Origin of the sequence: Actinomadura verrucosospora (assembly GCF_039540335.1) — a bacterium.
Classification (GTDB): Bacteria; Actinomycetota; Actinomycetes; order Streptosporangiales; family Streptosporangiaceae; genus Spirillospora; species Spirillospora verrucosospora.
The window spans coordinates 41293-56011 of the sequence record NZ_BAABEV010000053.1; the positions used below are offsets into that span (position 1 = coordinate 41293).

The window sequence follows — 14719 nt, forward strand, 5'->3', positions numbered from 1 at the left end:
TTCGGCACCGTAGGACGGGTGCGCGGGGCCGCGCTTGTGCTCGCGCGCAGAGAACTTGCCGCCGGGCGCATCGCAAGATCACCCATCGTCCGAATCACGTTACTTTCCGATGGATTCGGCTGTTTCGCAGGTGACGGCGGTACTACGCTCGCCCGAAGGTGATCTAGAGCGGCGGAGGGGCCCGGGGTGGACGATGCGCTCGGCGGGGCGAACGGCGCCGAGTACCGGCTCGTGCTGCACCTGTCGGACCGGGCGGAGTACGACCGCGCCCCCGGGCAGGCGCGCCGCGACCGCGGCTACCGGTTCCTGCTCCCGCTGGACGGCGAGATGCTCATGGTGCAGGACGGCCGCGAGGCGCGGCTGCGCCCGGGGACCGGTGGCCTCATCGCGCCCGCGGCGCCGTTCCGGGTCGTCCAGCCGCGCCCGGCCCGCGCGCTCGTCATGACCATCCCGGCCCGCGAGATGGACGGCCGGCTGGGCGGCCCCGTCCTCCCGGCGACCGGCCTCGACCTGTCCGCCGGCCTCGGCCGCGTCGTCGCCGACATGGTGCGGGCCGTCGGCGAGGAGCGCCGCAGCCTCACCGCGCCGCAGTTCGACGCCGCCTGCGAACGGATCACCGAGCTGCTGTGCCTGCTGCTGGCCGGGGACGAGCGCCCGCCCGCGCCCGGCCACCTCGCCGAGGTGGAGGCGGTCGTGCGCCGCTACGTCCGCGAGCACGCCACCGACCCCGGGCTCACCGGCGCCGCGATGGCGCAGGACCTCGGCTGGTCGCTGCGGCAGGTGCAGCTCGCCCTGCAGCGCGCCGGGACCACGCCCCGCGAGCTGATCCGCGAGGAGCGGCTCCGGCTCGTCCGCGACCGGCTCCGCAACCCCCTCGACCGGGACGTCACCATCACCGACCTCGCGCACGCCACCGGGTTCTCCTCGGCCAGCGCGCTCAGCCACGCGTTCCGGCAGCGCTTCGGGGTCAGCCCGCGGGAACTGCGCCGGCACGGCGCCGCCCGCTGACGGGCACGGATTTCCAGCCGGCCCGGACCGCTCCCGGGTTACGATGCGGCTGAGATCACCGGACGGGGCGGAGAGACCTCAGGAGCGCGCCCGTGGACCTCGGCCCCCACCACCTCAGGATGATCGAGGCGATCGCCGCGACCGGCAGCATCAGCAAGGCCGCCGCCCGGCTCGGCCTCACCCAGCCCGCCGTCAGCACCATGCTGCGCCGGGTCGAGGGCCACCTCGGCGTGCAGCTGTTCGTCCGCTCCCCGGAGGGCGTCACGCCGACGCCGGTCGGCGCCGAGGTCGCCACCCGCGCCCGGGCCGCGCTGGCCGGCATCGACGACCTGAACGCCGCGCTCGCCCACCGGGTCAGCGAACCCGCCGCCGCGCCGCTGCTGCGGATCGGGGTGCAGGCGTGCCCGGTGCTCACCCGGCTCGGCGACCATCTCGGCTCGCTCTCCCCGGAGTCGCGGCTGCACCTGCGCGTGGATCCCGGGGGCGGGCGCATCCCCGCGCTCCTCGCCTCCGGCACCCTCGACATTGGGCTGTTCCAGGAGCCCGTCGACCGTCCGCCGCGGCCGCGCGGCGGCCTGGAGCGGCTGGTGCTCGTCGAGCGCGAGCCGGCGCTCGTCGGGATGTCCTGCTCCAGCCCCCTCGCCGCCGGCGCGACCGTCGACCTGGCCGACCTGGCCGACCACGACTGGATCGACGATCCGCTCGACGACGGCCCCTGGCCCGCCTACCTGCGCGGCGTGTGCGCCGAGGCGGGGTTCCGGCCGCGGGTCAGGTACTGGGCGACGGACTGGCAGATCTCGGCGTCGCTCATCCGGTCCGGGCGCGCCGTCGGCATCTACCAGCCGACCGCGGCCCCCCGCGCGGGGGTCGCGTTCCGCCGGATCACGGGCGACCCGCTCGGCCAGCGGGTCGTCCTGATGTGGCGGCCCGGGGCCGGGCGGGCGGCGGCCCGGCTGCGCGACGTGTTCGACGCCGTCTACCTGGACCTCGTCCGAGCCCAGCGCGCCTACGGCGACTGGTGGGACGAGCATCCCGAGGCGCACCCGGCGCTGCCCGTCCCCGCCGGCCCGGTGGAGGGCGCGGGGACGGGCGCCGGTGCGGGGCCCGGGGAGGGGGGCGGTTCCGGGGACCCGCGGGAGGGCGGCTAGCAGCCGCCCTGGCGGCGGCGCCGCGCGAGGGCGACGCCCGCGGCGGTCACCGCACCGCCCGCGCCCAGCGCCAGCAGGGCGGGCGCCGGGCCCCCGTCCGGCGCCGGATCGCTGACGCCGGTCGCGGGCGAGAAGCCGCCGAACTTCCCGGAGCGCTGGTAGGCGCTGCCCGGGAGCTTGTCGGCGTACCGGGAGCGCACGAGCCTCCGGTACGCCGCCACCGTGACGCCGGACCTGCCGACCGACGACGCGGCGGTGCCGTTGAGCGCGGTGACCCGGCCGTCCTTCAGCCGGTACCACGCGTGGATCTGCGGCTCGGTGAACACCGTGCCGCCCCGCGCCCGCGCCGGGTAGACCGCCTCCTCCGACCCGGAGATGACGTTCATGACCTGCCAGCCCGCGCCGGACCTGGTCAGCCACACCGTCGCGTGCTGCCCGGTGGCCGACGCCGCGCCGACCGCCATGTAGGCGAAGGTCGCCACGGGAGCGCCGCCGTCGCCCTTCACGAAGGCGGGGTTCAGCGAGTAGACGCGCTGGACGGCTCCTTCGAGGCGCGGGGCCTTGGCCTGCGCCTCGGCCTTGGGCACGGCCTGGTTCACCAGCCGCCCGCGCCGGTGCTGGTCGAGGTGGACGAAGAACGCGCCGAGCCTCTGCTGCGCGGCGGGGGACGCGGCGGCCCTCGCCGCGGCGGCCTCGTCGGAGGACGGCCCGGCGGCCTGCGCGGCGGTGCCGCCCAGCAGGACCGTCCCGCCGATCAGGGCTCCGGTCGCGAGTCTCGCGGTCGTGCGCATGTCAGCCTCCGATCCTGGACAGGGCCTGGCCCCAGCGGAACTGGTAGTTGCTGACGTAGCTGCTGTACGCCATCTCCCCGTACCGGGGACTGGAGGGCCACGGGTCGCCGTAGGAGACCGTCTGGCCGGAGTAGCCGTAGATGACCTGGGCGTGGCCGCCGCCGGCCGTCCAGTAGATGCCGGTGAGGATCGGCCGCTGCCCGTTGATCTCGGTCGTGACCGCCTGGTACGACAGGGGGCCGCTGACCTGGCCGGGGGACACGCCGAGCGCCTGGAACGCGCGCTGGTCGTACTCCAGGTAGCCGGCCTGGTTCGGGCAGGCGCTGCCGCGCGGGTAGCCGCGTCCGAGCGCGCAGAAGTCGTTCTGGCTGACGTTGCCCTTGCCGAAGAACTTGGCGATCGTCAGGCCGCTGGCGACCCAGCACCACTGGTCCTGCTGCTGCACCTGCTGCGTGATCGGCAGATTCTGGGCCGAGGCGACGCCGGTGGACGCCGCGAGGGCGGCGGCCGCCCCGGCGAGTCCGGCCGCGAGCCGCCGGCGCGCCCGGGCGGGTCGGGTACGCGTTCTCATGCACTTCCGCCTTTTCTCCCGGCGAGGGCCGCACCGCCTCTCGCGAGGGAGCCGAGCGATTCCCGTCCGGCGCCGGGGGAGTGTCCGGGCGGGGAGGCCGCGAGAGGCCGAATGAACGCGATAAAAGTCTCATTCGCGGTCTTGGCCCGGTAATGCCAGCAGGACATAACAAAGCGGAATAACCCCGGTGAACTCGGCTTTTCTCCCCGAAGGCGGCCCGCGCCTAGGCGCGGGCGGCGAGCGGGCCGGGGCGGTGCTCCGGCTCCGGCTCCGGCTCCGGATCCGCGGACGGGAGGGCGACGGTGACGGTGAGGCCGCCTTCCCGGCGGGGCACGGCGGTCACGGTGCCGTTGTGGGCGCGGACGATGGACTGGACGATGGAGAGGCCGAGACCGGCCCCCTTGGCGGTGACGAGGCGGTCGGCGTCGAGCCGGCGGAAGGGCTCGAAGAGCGCGGGGATCTCGTAGGGCGGGACGGCGGGGCCGGAGTTGGCGACCTCCAGGACGGCGCGGCCGTTCTCGGTCCGGCAGGAGACGGAGACCCACCCGGAGTCGGTGTTGTGGCGCAGGCCGTTCTCCAGCAGGTTCTGCACGACGCGTTCCAGCAGCAGGGCGTCGCCCGCCGTCATGGCCTCGGCGGCGTCGGTCTCGACGGCGATGCCGGAGCCGTCGGCCTCCAGCGCCGTCTGGGCGGCGACGTGGGCGACGACGTCCGCCAGGTCCACCGGCGCCCGGTTGGTGATCTCGTTCTCGGACCGGGCCAGCAGCAGCAGGCCGGTGATGAGGCGCTCGTGCCGCGCGTTGATCTGCAGGAGGGTCTCGCCGAGCTGCCGGACGTCCGGGGACGCCGACTCGCGGTGCATCGCCACCTCGACCAGCGCGCGGCCGAGGGTGAGCGGGGTGCGCAGCTCGTGGGAGGCGTTCGCGACGAAGCGGCGCTGGCCGTCGAAGGAGCGGTCGAGGCGGTCGACCATCGCGTCGAAGGTGTCGGCGAGCTCCTTGACCTCGTCGTGGGGGCCCCGCAGCGCGATGCGCTCGTGCAGGCCGCGGTCGGCGGCGGGGGAGCCGGCGATGCGGCGGGCGGTCTCGGTGACGCGGTGCAGCGGGGACAGCGCCCGGCCCGCGATGAGCCAGCCGAAGCCCGCCGCGGCGCCCCCGACCACCAGCAGCGCGATCGACCCCTGGGTGACCAGGGAGGTGACGGCGGCGTCGTGCAGTTCTTCGCGCCGATCGCGCATCCAGCGGTCGGCGTCGGCCATCGCCCTCGCCTCCTGCGACGCCTGCTGCGCGCTCCCGGCCGGCGGGGCGGTGCCGGGCGCCGGGTTCACCCGGGTCGCCAGCACCTTCGTACTGGACCGCGACAGCTGCTGGTCGAACAGGGCGTAGGTCGCGCCGAGCAGCACCACCCCGGCGACGAGGAACAGGCCGCCGTAGGTGAGGGTGAGCCGGGCGCGCAGTGACAGCCTCATGGGATCCGGTACCCCGCTCCCTTGACGGTCTCGACGACGGGCGGGTCGGCGAGCTTGCGGCGCAGCTTGAGGACGGTCAGGCGGACGGCGCCGGTGAACGGGTCGGCGTGCTCGTCCCACGCCTTCTCCAGGAGCTGCTCGGAGGACACGACGGCGCCCTCGGCGCGCAGCAGCTCGGCCAGGACGGCGAACTCCTTGCGGGCGAGCGGCACGTAGCGCCCGTCCCGGAACACCTCGCGGCGCGCCGGGTCCAGGGTGATGCCGGCGCGGTGCAGCGCCGGCGGCGCGGCCGGGCGGCAGCGGCGGCCGAGCGCGTGGACGCGGGCGGCGAGCTCGGGGAACGCGAACGGCTTGGTCAGGTAGTCGTCGGCGCCGAGGCCGAGCCCGGCGACGCGGTCGGTGACCTCCGCGGCGGCGGTGAGCATCAGGACCCGGGCCGCGCCCCCGCCCCGGACGATCTCGCGGCACACGTCGTCGCCGTGGACGAGGGGCAGGTCGCGGTCCAGCACGACCACGTCGTAGTCGTTGACGGTGAGCCGCTCCAGGGCGGCCGCGCCGTCGTGGGCCAGGTCGACGGCGTGCGCGTCGTCGCGCAGCCATTCGGCGATCGCGTCGGCCAGGAGCCGCTCGTCCTCTGCCACCAGCACTCTCATGAAGCCTCCTCAGAACGCCGATGGTGCCGGAAGACGTGTTTCGTTTCCGTTAGCGGCCGCCTCCCGGCGAGAACGCGGGAAGGCGGAAACACGGGGGAAACGCTCCTCCGGGTTGCATCGCTCCTCGCCGGCCGGAACCGCTCCGGCCGGGAGTGAGGAGGAGACATGCGACTGCGGATCCTGGCGATGGTGCCGCTCGCGCTGGCGCTGACCCTGACCGGGTGCGGCTCTGACGGCAAGGGCGACGGCGTGGCCTCGGCGAACGGGGGCGCGAAGCAGGGCGGAGCGAAGCAGGGCGGCGAGCAACTCGCCCCGGAGGAGCGCGGCGTCAAGTTCGCCCAGTGCATGCGCGAGCACGGCGTCGACATGGAGGACCCGAAGCCCGGCGGAGGCATCCGGATCCAGAACAAGGGCGACAAGGGCGCCATGGACAAGGCCATGGAGGCGTGCCGGCAGTACAACCCCATGGCCGACCGCACCGGCGCGCCCGATCCGAAGATGCAGGAGCGGGCGCGCGAGTTCGCCGCGTGCATGCGCAAGAACGGCGTGGAGAAGTTCCCGGACCCCGACCCGAACCAGCCCGGCATCCGGATCGACAAGAACACGGTCGGCGACGACCCGGATCTGGAGACGGCGCAGCAGGCGTGCGACAAGGTCCTGCAGGGCGGCGGGAAGTGACGGGGGAGACGGTCGCGGAACGCGCGCCGGCCGAGCCCGCGGGCCGCCGCGCCCGCCGCCGCGGGCCCCGCCTGAAGATCGCTCTGGCCGTCGCCGCCGTCGTCGCGGCGGGCGGCGCCGCCACCGTCGCCGCGCTCGCCGCGGGCGGGGACCGGGAGGGAGGACGGGCCGCGGCCCTGCCGCCCGGCACCGCGAAGGTGGCCCGGGAGACGCTCAGCGACACCCAGACCGAGGACGGGCGGCTCGGCTACGGCCCGACCCTGACCGCGACGAGCCAGGCCAGGGGCACGATCACCTGGCTGCCCGAGAGCGGGGACGAGGTCACCCGCGGCCATCGGCTGTACGAGCTCGACGGCGACCCCGTCGTGCTGATGTACGGGCCCAAGCCGTCCTACCGGCCGCTGCGGGTCGGCACCGAGGGCTCCGACGTGAAGCGGTTCGAGCGGAACCTCAGCGCGCTCGGCTACGGCGGCTTCACCGTGGACGACGAGTACACCTCGGGCACGGCCGAGGCCGTCCGGGAATGGCAGGAGGACATCGGCGCGCCGGAGACCGGGACCGTCGAGGTCGGGCGGGTCGCCTACGCGGAGGGGCCCGTCCGGGTCGAGACCGTCGCGGCGAACCCGGGCGAGCCCGCCGCGCCCGGCAAGAAGATCCTCGGCTACACCGGGACCGCGCAGGCCGTCACGGTCGAGCTGGACACCGCCGACCAGCGGCTGGCGAAGAAGGGCGCGCGGGTCGAGGTGACCCTGCCGGAGGGCCGGCCGGTCGCGGCCGAGATCGACGAGGTCACCACCGTGATCGAGCCGGGCGGGCAGGGCGAGGACCCGGAGACGAAGGTGGAGGTCACGATCTGGCTCGACTCCGCCGCGGCCAGGAAGGCCGCGGCCCGGTACGCGCTCGCCTCCGCCGACGTCCGGTTCACCGCGGGCAGGCGCGAGAACGTGCTGACGGTGCCGGTGTCCGCGCTGGTCGCGCTGCGGGAGGGCGGCTTCGGCGTGGAGGTCGTCAAGGGCGGGACGTCGTCCTATGTCCCGGTCGAGACGGGGCTGTTCGCCGACGGGAAGGTCGAGGTCTCCGGACCGGGGATCGCCGAGGGCGTGCTCGTGGGGGTGCCGAAATGATCACACTGCGGGACGTGAGGAAGTCCTACCCGGGCGGCGTGCACGCGCTCGCCGGGGTGTCGCTGCACGTCGGCGCGGGCGAGCTGGTCGCGATCGTCGGCCCCTCCGGGTCGGGCAAGACGACCATGCTCAACATGCTCGGCACCCTGGACCGCCCCACCTCGGGCGAGATCAGCGTCGACGGCCACGACGTGGGGCGGCTCCCGGACGCGCGGCTGTCGGCGCTGCGCGCGAGCCGCATCGGGTTCGTCTTCCAGCACTTCCACCTGGCCGCCGGGACCCGGGCGATCGACAACGTCGCGGACGGCCTGCTGTACACCGGGCTGCGCCCGGCGGCGCGGCGCCGGCGGGCGGCGGCGGCGCTGGAGCGGGTCGGGCTCGGCCACCGGCTGGAGCACGAGCCGCACGAGCTGTCCGGCGGGGAGCGGCAGCGGGTCGCGATCGCGAGGGCGGTCGCCGGGGAGCCCGCGCTGCTGCTCGCGGACGAGCCGACCGGCGCGCTGGACTCGGCGTCCGGCGAGGGGGTGATGGCGCTGCTGCGCGAGCTGCACGCCGCGGGCACCACCGTCGTGCTCATCACGCACGACCGGGAGATCGCGGCGGCCCTGCCCCGCCGCGTCCGGATGCGCGACGGCCTGGTGGTGGAGGACTCCGGGGTCGAGGACGCCGTGGTGGAGGACGCCGTGGTGGAGGACGCCGCCGCGGTGGACGGCCCGGCGGGGGCGGCGCGATGACGGCCGGGACGCTGCGCCCGGCGCGGCTGTGGCCGGGCGACGTGCTCAGGGTCGGCGCGGTGGGCCTGCGGACCCGGCCCTTGCGGGCGTTCCTGTCCGCGCTCGGCATCGCGATCGGGATCGCCGCGATGGTCGCGGTCGTCGGGGTGTCCTCCTCGTCCCGCGCCGACCTCGACCGGGCGCTCGCGGCGCTCGGCACCAACCTGCTGACCGTCTCGCCCGGCAACACCCTGACCGGAGAGAAGGCGGAGCTGCCGCTGGAGTCGGAGGCCATGGTGGCCCGGATCGCCCCGGTCCGGGAGGTGTCGGCGACCGGTCTGCTGGACGGCGCGAAGGTCTACCGGACGGGCAGGATCCCGGAGGCGGAGACCAACGGGATCTCGGCGTACGCGGCCCGCGCCGACCTGCGCGCCGCGACGGGGGCGAAACTGCGCGGCGGCGTGTGGCTGAACGCCGCGACCGGCGGCTTTCCCGCGACGGTCCTCGGCTCGACCGCCGCGCGGCGCCTCGGGATCGGGCACGCGGCCCCGGACGTCCAGGTGCTGATCGGCGGCCGCTGGTTCACCGTGATCGGCATCCTGGAGCCGGTGGTGCTGGCCCCCGAGCTGGACAGCGCCGCGCTGGTCGGCTGGCCGGCGGCGCGGTCCCGGCTCGGCTTCGACGGCCATCCGACGACGATCTACACCCGGTCGGCGGAGGCGAGCGTCGAGGACGTCCGGGACGTGCTGGCCGCGACCGCCGACCCGGAGGCGCCGAACGAGGTGGAGGTGTCGCGGCCGTCGGACGCGCTGGCGGCCAGGAAGGCGGCGGGGGAGGCGTTCACCGGGCTGCTGCTCGGCCTCGGCGCGGTCGCGCTGCTGGTCGGCGGCGTGGGGGTCGCCAACACCATGGTCATCTCGGTGCTGGAGCGCCGGTCGGAGATCGGGCTGCGCCGCTCCCTCGGCGCGACCCGCGGCCAGATCCGCACGCAGTTCCTCGCCGAGTCGCTGCTGCTGTCGGCGCTCGGCGGCGCCGGCGGGGCGGCCGTCGGCGCGCTGGTCACCGCCGGCTACGCCGTCTCCCAGGGGTGGCCGGTGGTGATCCCCGCGTGGGCGGTGCTCGGCGGGGTCGCCGCGACCCTGCTCATCGGCGCGGTCGCCGGCCTGTACCCGGCGATCCGGGCGTCCCGCCTCAGCCCCACCGAGGCGCTCGCCGCCACCTGACCGGGACATACATGCATGGACCGGACGTGACGGGTGAGATCTCAGCCATGGCTTCCACGGAGACCGAGCCCGTCACGGTCGTGTTCACCTGGGACGTCAAGCCGGGCCGGGAGCGCGACTTCGAGGAGTGGGCGGAGGGGCTCCACGAGGTCGCGACCCGGTACTCCGGCCACCAGGGCGCCACCTGGCTGCGCGCGGAGGGGTCGCGGCACCGGTACTACACGGTCGTGAACTTCGCCGACCAGAAGAGTCTCGACCGGTGGCTGCACTCCGGCGAGCGCGCGGAGTGGATCGAGCGGGTCAGCGGGATCGCCGACGAGCACCGGCAGGACACCACCGGGCTGGAGACGTGGTTCAACTTGCCGGGCGAGTCCGTCCCGCCGCCCTCCAAACTCAAGATGATCGTGGTCACCTTCTGCGCGGTGTACCCGCTCAGCCTGCTGCTGCAGGCGTTCGTCACGCCGCTGACCCAGTCGTGGCCGCTGCCGGTGCGGGCGCTGACGTTCCCCGTCATCGTGATCCCGCTGCTCACCCTGCTCGTGATGCCCGGGCTCAGCCGGGTGTTCCGGCGCTGGCTCTACCCGATCGGGCGGAGGCACCGGCCGGCGAGGCCCGGCCGGTGATCACGCCAGGAGCTCCCGCAACTCCCGGACGGCCTCGCGGAGCCGGTCGGCGAACTCCCGCATCGCGCCCGCCACCGGCCGCGGAGTGCTCAGGTAGACGTTGAACCGGTCGGGGAGCAGGACGTAGGCGACGCCGATGCACTGCTCGCTCGTCGACCCGAACCCGAAGTACCGGATGTTGACCGACGGCGCCGAGCTGGTGCTCAGGTAGTCGTCCCGCATGACGAGCCACCCCGGGGACTCGAACAGCGGGAGCGGCTCGGTGACGCCCAGCTCGGCGCCGCGCCGCTTCTGGACGAGCTGGAGCTCCCAGAGGTGCTGCTCGGGCGCCTGCCCCGCCTGGCACTCCCTGGCCCGCCGGACGTGGGCGTCGGCGGCGGCGCGGAACGCGTCCCGGCGCGGTCCGGGCCCGGCGGCCGGGTCGTCCATGGCCTCGACGAAGCGGAGCACCTCGGGGGTGACGACCCGCATCGCCTCGGTCCGCCCGTTCCGGTACTGGCGGGTGGCGATCGACTCGTAGGTGGCGCCGACGCGGCCCTTGGCGCGCTTGTGGGCGAGCTGGTAGGCCATCTGGACGAACGCGTCCGGTGACATCTTCAGCTGCTTGATGCTTTCGGTGCCGAAGTCGTCGAACGGCACGGTCGCGGTGGCCGTGGCCGCCCCGTAGGCGGCGAACGCCGCCGCGGCGTCGCCGATGTCGCGCCGCAGGGCGTCGTCGAGGGTGAACTCGATCGCCCGGACGGCCGGGAGCCCCTGCGACCGGGCGCCCGACCGGTGCGACAGCTTCTCCGGGGATTCGCCCAGCAGCGCGTCGACGAAGCTGAGGATCGTGGTGCCGTCCAGGCCGCAGTGCTCCACGTTGATGCCCGCGGTGCCGTCCCCGAACACGACGAAGGAGACGGCCTTGTCGAACCAGCGGTTGGCGCTGTCGCCGTGGAGCAGGTGGTCGCAGGCGTCGAGGGTGCTCGCGGGGACGAAGTCCTCCAGGCACACGCAGAACAGCGCGGTCTCGACGTCGTCGAGCGCCTCGGCGTTGCCGAGGGCCAGCAGCGCCTCGCGGCTCGCCGCCCACTCGGCGCGGGCCTTGGTGGTGAGGTGCCCGGCGGACGGCTCCGGCGCGGCCTCCGCCCTCATGACGGCGGCCAGTCCCGCCCGCAGCTCCTCCAGCGTGTGGGGGCGGCCGTCGGGCCCCAGCACGTCCATCCGGATCATGTTGCCGCGGAAGAGCACGACGATGTGGCGGGCGTCCGAGGGGCCGGGCCACTCGGCGGTGTAGGGGGCGCGGACGGTGTCCTGCTCGGCGCCGGGGATGCGGGTGGTGGAGAACAGGTACCGGTTCTGCGCCATCGACAGCGGCCGGCCGCGCTGCACGACGGGCGGGATCTCCTCGCGGTCGAGCCGCAGCTTGTAGTCCAGCGCTCCGGCGACGAGACCGGCCGCGCGCTCGACCTGCCCCTCCGGCGACTCCTTGAACAGGAAGAAGAAGTTGGCGTTCAGCGCGATCCGGTCGCGGCGGCCGAGGTACCGGTAGGGCCAGAAGGTGTCCAGCCAGCTGTCCACCCCCTCGCTCGCGTCGTAGCGCTCCAGCGCGGCGTGCAGCGTGCGGCCCGGCCCGCCCGGGCGGGCGAACGAGGCCAGCGCCGCCTCCGTCCGGGCCCGCTCCTCCGCGGTCAGCAGCGGCCCGCACCATTCGAGGAACCGCTCGCAGGTCTCGTCGAGCGTGGGCAGCGGCACCCGCGGCAGGCGCTCCTCGTTGCCGAAGGTGCGGGACGAGAGTTCATCGCCGGCGTTCACATCGATCCTCTTGTTCTGTCGTCAGGACGGGAGACGTAGAGCTGCGCGTAGAACCAGCCGCCGGTCTCCAGGCCGCTCGGGTCGGCGCCGACGTCGGCGAGGCGGTCCAGGACGAGCGCCTGCTCCTGCGGCGTCGCGAACCGCCGCTGGCGGAACAGGCCGTCGTGGCGGACCGTCGTGTACCCGGCGGCCGCGAGCGCGTCGGCGACCGGGTCGAACGGGAACATGCGCAGCACGAAGTGCGCCATCCAGGGCCGGTGCTCCCCGTGCGCCTCGACGACGCGGGTGATGGTGCGCTCGGTGACGTATCCGAGGCACCCCGTCGAGATGACCACGTCCGTCCCGGCGAGCTGGGCGCGCTGCTCGGGGGTCGGCTCGTCGTTCTCCAGATCCGCGTGGACGGCGCCGTCGAGGAAACCGGCTTCGAGCGCGTAGGAAAGGGCGCTGTCGGAGGCGTCCAGGCCGAGGAAGCGCAGCCGGCTCGTCGTTTCACGGGAACGGACCAACTCCCGGTCTCGGGCCAGCAGCCTGGCACGGGTGTATCCGAGGGCGTCGGGACCGCCGTAGCGATCGTACAGGTCAGCCATCGTCACGCCGTATTTCAGCAGGGCCGCATTGATGCCGTAGGAACAGCCGATATCGAGAACGGTCGGAACCGGGACACTGCGCGCCTCCCGGTATTCGGCGATGAGCCGCTGGAAGTGCGGTTTGGCCAGTTCCGGGATGTCGTAATGGAGTTCGCGCAGCGTGCCGAAGTAGGCGCGGGGATCGGGGCTGGTGTAGATGTGGTCGAGCGAGATCTTCCCTGTGGCGTCCGTGCGCACGGGCGGGTGCCTCCTAGTCCAGCAGCCGGTCGACCCGGACGGCGCGCCCCTCCGCCGCCAGGTGCTCGGGCAGGACGCGGCCGAAGAGCTGCCTCGTGCGCGCGACGCTGCCGATGACCCCCGGGCGCTCGCTGTAGGCGAGGATCGCCGTGTGCCGCGCCGTGTCCCCCCGGACCGCGGCGACCCGGTGCAGCGAGTACCGTCCCTTGAACAACTGCAGGTCACCCGGGCGAAGCGTGAGCCGCCGGACGAGGTCGCCGCCGCGGCCGGTCAGCACGCGGCGCACGTCGCCGAAGTTCTCCGCCTCCGCCGACCTGATGTTCGGGCAGTACTCGAAGACGCCCCCGTCCTCGGGTTCCCGCGTCAGCAGGCTGACCGTGAACTCGTTGGTGTCGAAGTGCCAGGGATGCTCCATTCCCGGGTTGACGACGTTGAGGACGAGCCCCGACAGCGGATCGGCCAGCTCGTGCACCCGGGGCAGCCCGAAGCAGGCCGCCACGAACCGCTGGAAGAGCCCGTTCGCGTAGAGCCGGTGGACGAGGAAGTCCGCGGGGATGTGGTCGCGGGCGACGAACGCGTTGCCCCGCTCGACGGTGAGGCGTCCCGGATGGTCCACCGGCAAAGGCGTGCTCACATCGATGTTGTAGGCGTTCACCGTTTCGACGTCGTAATGCGCGTGCGGCGCGATCGCCTCGCATTCCGCGCGCAGCGCGTCCAGCAATGCCGGGCGAATGAAGTCGGGCAGCACGCAGCAGCCCGTTTTCCTCAGTTCGGCCCTGGTCCGGGAAACGAGAACGTCCCAGCCGGCGCCTCCCGGCGCGGCCAGCGGATAGCGCTCCGTGTCGACGACCCCTGCGAGAGCCTCCGCTGCGCCCATGAAGATCCTTTCGCGGTCGGCGAACCCCAACGGGTTGTAGCACATTCCTTCCGTGAATTCCCGGCCGCGCTTTTCCTCCGCGCTTTGTCATGGAATGATAAGCGCGGCCCGTGACCTGTGGCTTCGGAGGCCTCCGGGCCGGGGGTCGCGCGGCGGGCGGTGTGTCCCATCTCACCGGCCGTCCCCGGAGGCCCTGCCCGGCCCCCGGACGCGGCGGTCGTGCGGACTTTCCGCGAACCTTTCCTCACGCGGTGGCGTCACCGTCCTGTGAAGCATGATCTGAAGAGCGGCGGGAGCGCGGGATGGACTGGCGGCTGACGGGGTTCACTGAGGAGCGCGAACTCGGACGGGGCGCGCAGGGACGGGTCGTCCTGGCCCGCCACACGGCGTCCGGGACTCCGGTTGCGATCAAGTACCTGGTCGGCGGGGATCCCGGCGCGGTCGGCGCGCTGCGGTCCGAGGCGCAGATGCTGGGGCGCCTGACGAGCCCGTACGTGGCGCGCCTCTACCAGTTCGTGGAGGGCGAGCACGGCGCGGCGATCGTGATGGAGGCGGTGAACGGCGCGTCCCTGAAGGAGGTGCTGCGCGAGCACGGGGCCCTCGCCCCGGAGGCGGCGCTGCTCGTGCTGAAGGGCTCGCTGCTCGGGCTCGCGGCCGCCCACGCCGTCGGCGTCGTGCACCGCGACTACAAGCCGGCGAACGTCGTGGTGCGGGGCGACGGCCTCAGCAAGCTCGTGGACTTCGGCATCGCCGTCCTGGCGGGCGGCAGCTCGATGTCGGGGACGCCGGTCTACATGGCGCCGGAGCAGTGGCGCGGCGAACCCGCCAGCCCCGCCACCGACGTGTACGCCGCGACGTGCGTGTTCGTGGAGTGCGTCACCGGGCGGCGCCCCTTCGCGACGGCCGAGCGGGCGGCCCTGATGAACCAGCACCTCACCGCGCAGGTCGACGTGCGGGAGGTGCCCGAGCCGCTGCGCCGGCTCGTCCTGGAGGGGATGGCCAAGGACCCGGGGCAGCGGCCGCCGGGCGCGGCGGAGTTCGTCACGCGGCTGGAGTCCGTCGCGATCGCCGCGTACGGGAGCGACTGGGAGCAGCGGGGCATGCGCGCCCTGGCCGCCGCCGCCGTCGCGCTGGTCGCGCTGTTCCCGCTCGGCGCCCTCGCCGTCGTGGCGTAGGGCGTCTATGGGGCGCGACCAGCGGCTCGCGGCGCTGGTCTCGGCGTAC

Annotated in this window: 15 protein-coding genes; 8 read left to right on the forward strand and 7 right to left on the reverse strand. The window is 74.2% G+C overall.

What is annotated here, in order from left to right; all coding sequences use genetic code 11:
- The first annotated feature begins 186 nt into the window (after nucleotides 1-186).
- Both ABD944_RS36745 and ABD944_RS36750 read left to right on the forward strand, forming a co-directional pair.
- Nucleotides 187-1008: a helix-turn-helix domain-containing protein gene (locus ABD944_RS36745; RefSeq protein WP_345185000.1), complete on the forward strand. Its 822-nt coding sequence runs from the start codon at nucleotides 187-189 to the stop codon at nucleotides 1006-1008.
- Between the two features lie 92 nt (nucleotides 1009-1100).
- Entirely contained in the window at nucleotides 1101-2156 is a 1056-nt protein-coding gene (locus tag ABD944_RS36750) for a LysR family transcriptional regulator (protein ID WP_345185002.1), read from the forward strand.
- Here the strand turns inward: ABD944_RS36750 and ABD944_RS36755 are convergent.
- The 4 genes from ABD944_RS36755 to ABD944_RS36770 form a co-directional block, all read right to left on the reverse strand.
- On the reverse strand, nucleotides 2153-2947 hold the full coding sequence (locus ABD944_RS36755) for a hypothetical protein (protein ID WP_345185004.1): 795 nt from the start codon (nucleotides 2945-2947) through the stop codon (nucleotides 2153-2155). The genes ABD944_RS36750 and ABD944_RS36755 overlap by 4 nt on opposite strands.
- 1 nt (nucleotide 2948) lies before the next feature.
- Nucleotides 2949-3518, reverse strand: coding sequence for a papain-like cysteine protease family protein (locus tag ABD944_RS36760; RefSeq protein WP_345185006.1), 570 nt, complete (start codon nucleotides 3516-3518; stop codon nucleotides 2949-2951).
- Between the two features lie 223 nt (nucleotides 3519-3741).
- On the reverse strand, nucleotides 3742-4986 hold the full coding sequence (locus ABD944_RS36765) for a sensor histidine kinase (RefSeq protein ID WP_345185009.1): 1245 nt from the start codon (nucleotides 4984-4986) through the stop codon (nucleotides 3742-3744).
- Nucleotides 4983-5639 (reverse strand): response regulator transcription factor, encoded by a 657-nt coding sequence (locus ABD944_RS36770; protein ID WP_345185011.1) that lies wholly within the window; start codon nucleotides 5637-5639, stop codon nucleotides 4983-4985. Before ABD944_RS36770 ends, ABD944_RS36765 begins: the two co-directional genes overlap by 4 nt.
- Nucleotides 5640-5804: 165 nt before the next feature.
- Here ABD944_RS36770 and ABD944_RS36775 point away from each other — a divergent pair, with 165 nt between their 5' ends.
- The 5 genes from ABD944_RS36775 to ABD944_RS36795 are packed head-to-tail and all read left to right on the forward strand — an operon-like array spanning nucleotide 5805 to nucleotide 10000.
- Nucleotides 5805-6317 carry a hypothetical protein gene (locus tag ABD944_RS36775; RefSeq protein WP_345185013.1) on the forward strand — a complete coding sequence of 171 codons (513 nt, stop codon included), beginning with the start codon at nucleotides 5805-5807 and terminating at the stop codon, nucleotides 6315-6317.
- Nucleotides 6314-7441 carry a peptidoglycan-binding protein gene (locus ABD944_RS36780; RefSeq protein ID WP_345185015.1) on the forward strand — a complete coding sequence of 376 codons (1128 nt, stop codon included), beginning with the start codon at nucleotides 6314-6316 and terminating at the stop codon, nucleotides 7439-7441. The genes ABD944_RS36775 and ABD944_RS36780 overlap by 4 nt, the downstream gene beginning before the upstream one ends.
- The gene (locus tag ABD944_RS36785) at nucleotides 7438-8175 is read left to right on the forward strand and encodes an ABC transporter ATP-binding protein (RefSeq protein WP_345185019.1); all 738 of its coding nucleotides are present in this window, start codon (nucleotides 7438-7440) and stop codon (nucleotides 8173-8175) included. Before ABD944_RS36780 ends, ABD944_RS36785 begins: the two co-directional genes overlap by 4 nt.
- Nucleotides 8172-9377, forward strand: coding sequence for an ABC transporter permease (locus ABD944_RS36790; RefSeq protein ID WP_345185023.1), 1206 nt, complete (start codon nucleotides 8172-8174; stop codon nucleotides 9375-9377). Before ABD944_RS36785 ends, ABD944_RS36790 begins: the two co-directional genes overlap by 4 nt.
- Nucleotides 9378-9424: 47 nt before the next feature.
- A complete protein-coding gene (locus ABD944_RS36795) occupies nucleotides 9425-10000 on the forward strand; it encodes an antibiotic biosynthesis monooxygenase (RefSeq protein ID WP_345185025.1) in 576 nt (191 codons plus the stop codon).
- On the opposite strand, the gene ABD944_RS36800 is transcribed toward ABD944_RS36795, so the two are convergent.
- Genes ABD944_RS36800 through ABD944_RS36810 form a run of 3 tightly spaced genes read right to left on the reverse strand, consistent with a single transcriptional unit; the run spans nucleotide 10001 to nucleotide 13495 of the window.
- Nucleotides 10001-11794 carry a choline/carnitine O-acyltransferase gene (locus tag ABD944_RS36800; RefSeq protein ID WP_345185028.1) on the reverse strand — a complete coding sequence of 598 codons (1794 nt, stop codon included), beginning with the start codon at nucleotides 11792-11794 and terminating at the stop codon, nucleotides 10001-10003.
- Nucleotides 11791-12618: a class I SAM-dependent methyltransferase gene (locus tag ABD944_RS36805; protein ID WP_345185031.1), complete on the reverse strand. Its 828-nt coding sequence runs from the start codon at nucleotides 12616-12618 to the stop codon at nucleotides 11791-11793. The genes ABD944_RS36800 and ABD944_RS36805 overlap by 4 nt, the downstream gene beginning before the upstream one ends.
- A 13-nt stretch (nucleotides 12619-12631) precedes the next feature.
- On the reverse strand, nucleotides 12632-13495 hold the full coding sequence (locus tag ABD944_RS36810; RefSeq protein WP_345185033.1) for a HalD/BesD family halogenase: 864 nt from the start codon (nucleotides 13493-13495) through the stop codon (nucleotides 12632-12634).
- 302 nt (nucleotides 13496-13797) lie between these two features.
- On the opposite strand from ABD944_RS36810, the gene ABD944_RS36815 reads away from it, so the two are divergent.
- Entirely contained in the window at nucleotides 13798-14670 is an 873-nt protein-coding gene (locus ABD944_RS36815) for a serine/threonine-protein kinase (RefSeq protein ID WP_345185036.1), read from the forward strand.
- The last annotated feature ends 49 nt before the right edge of the window (nucleotides 14671-14719 follow it).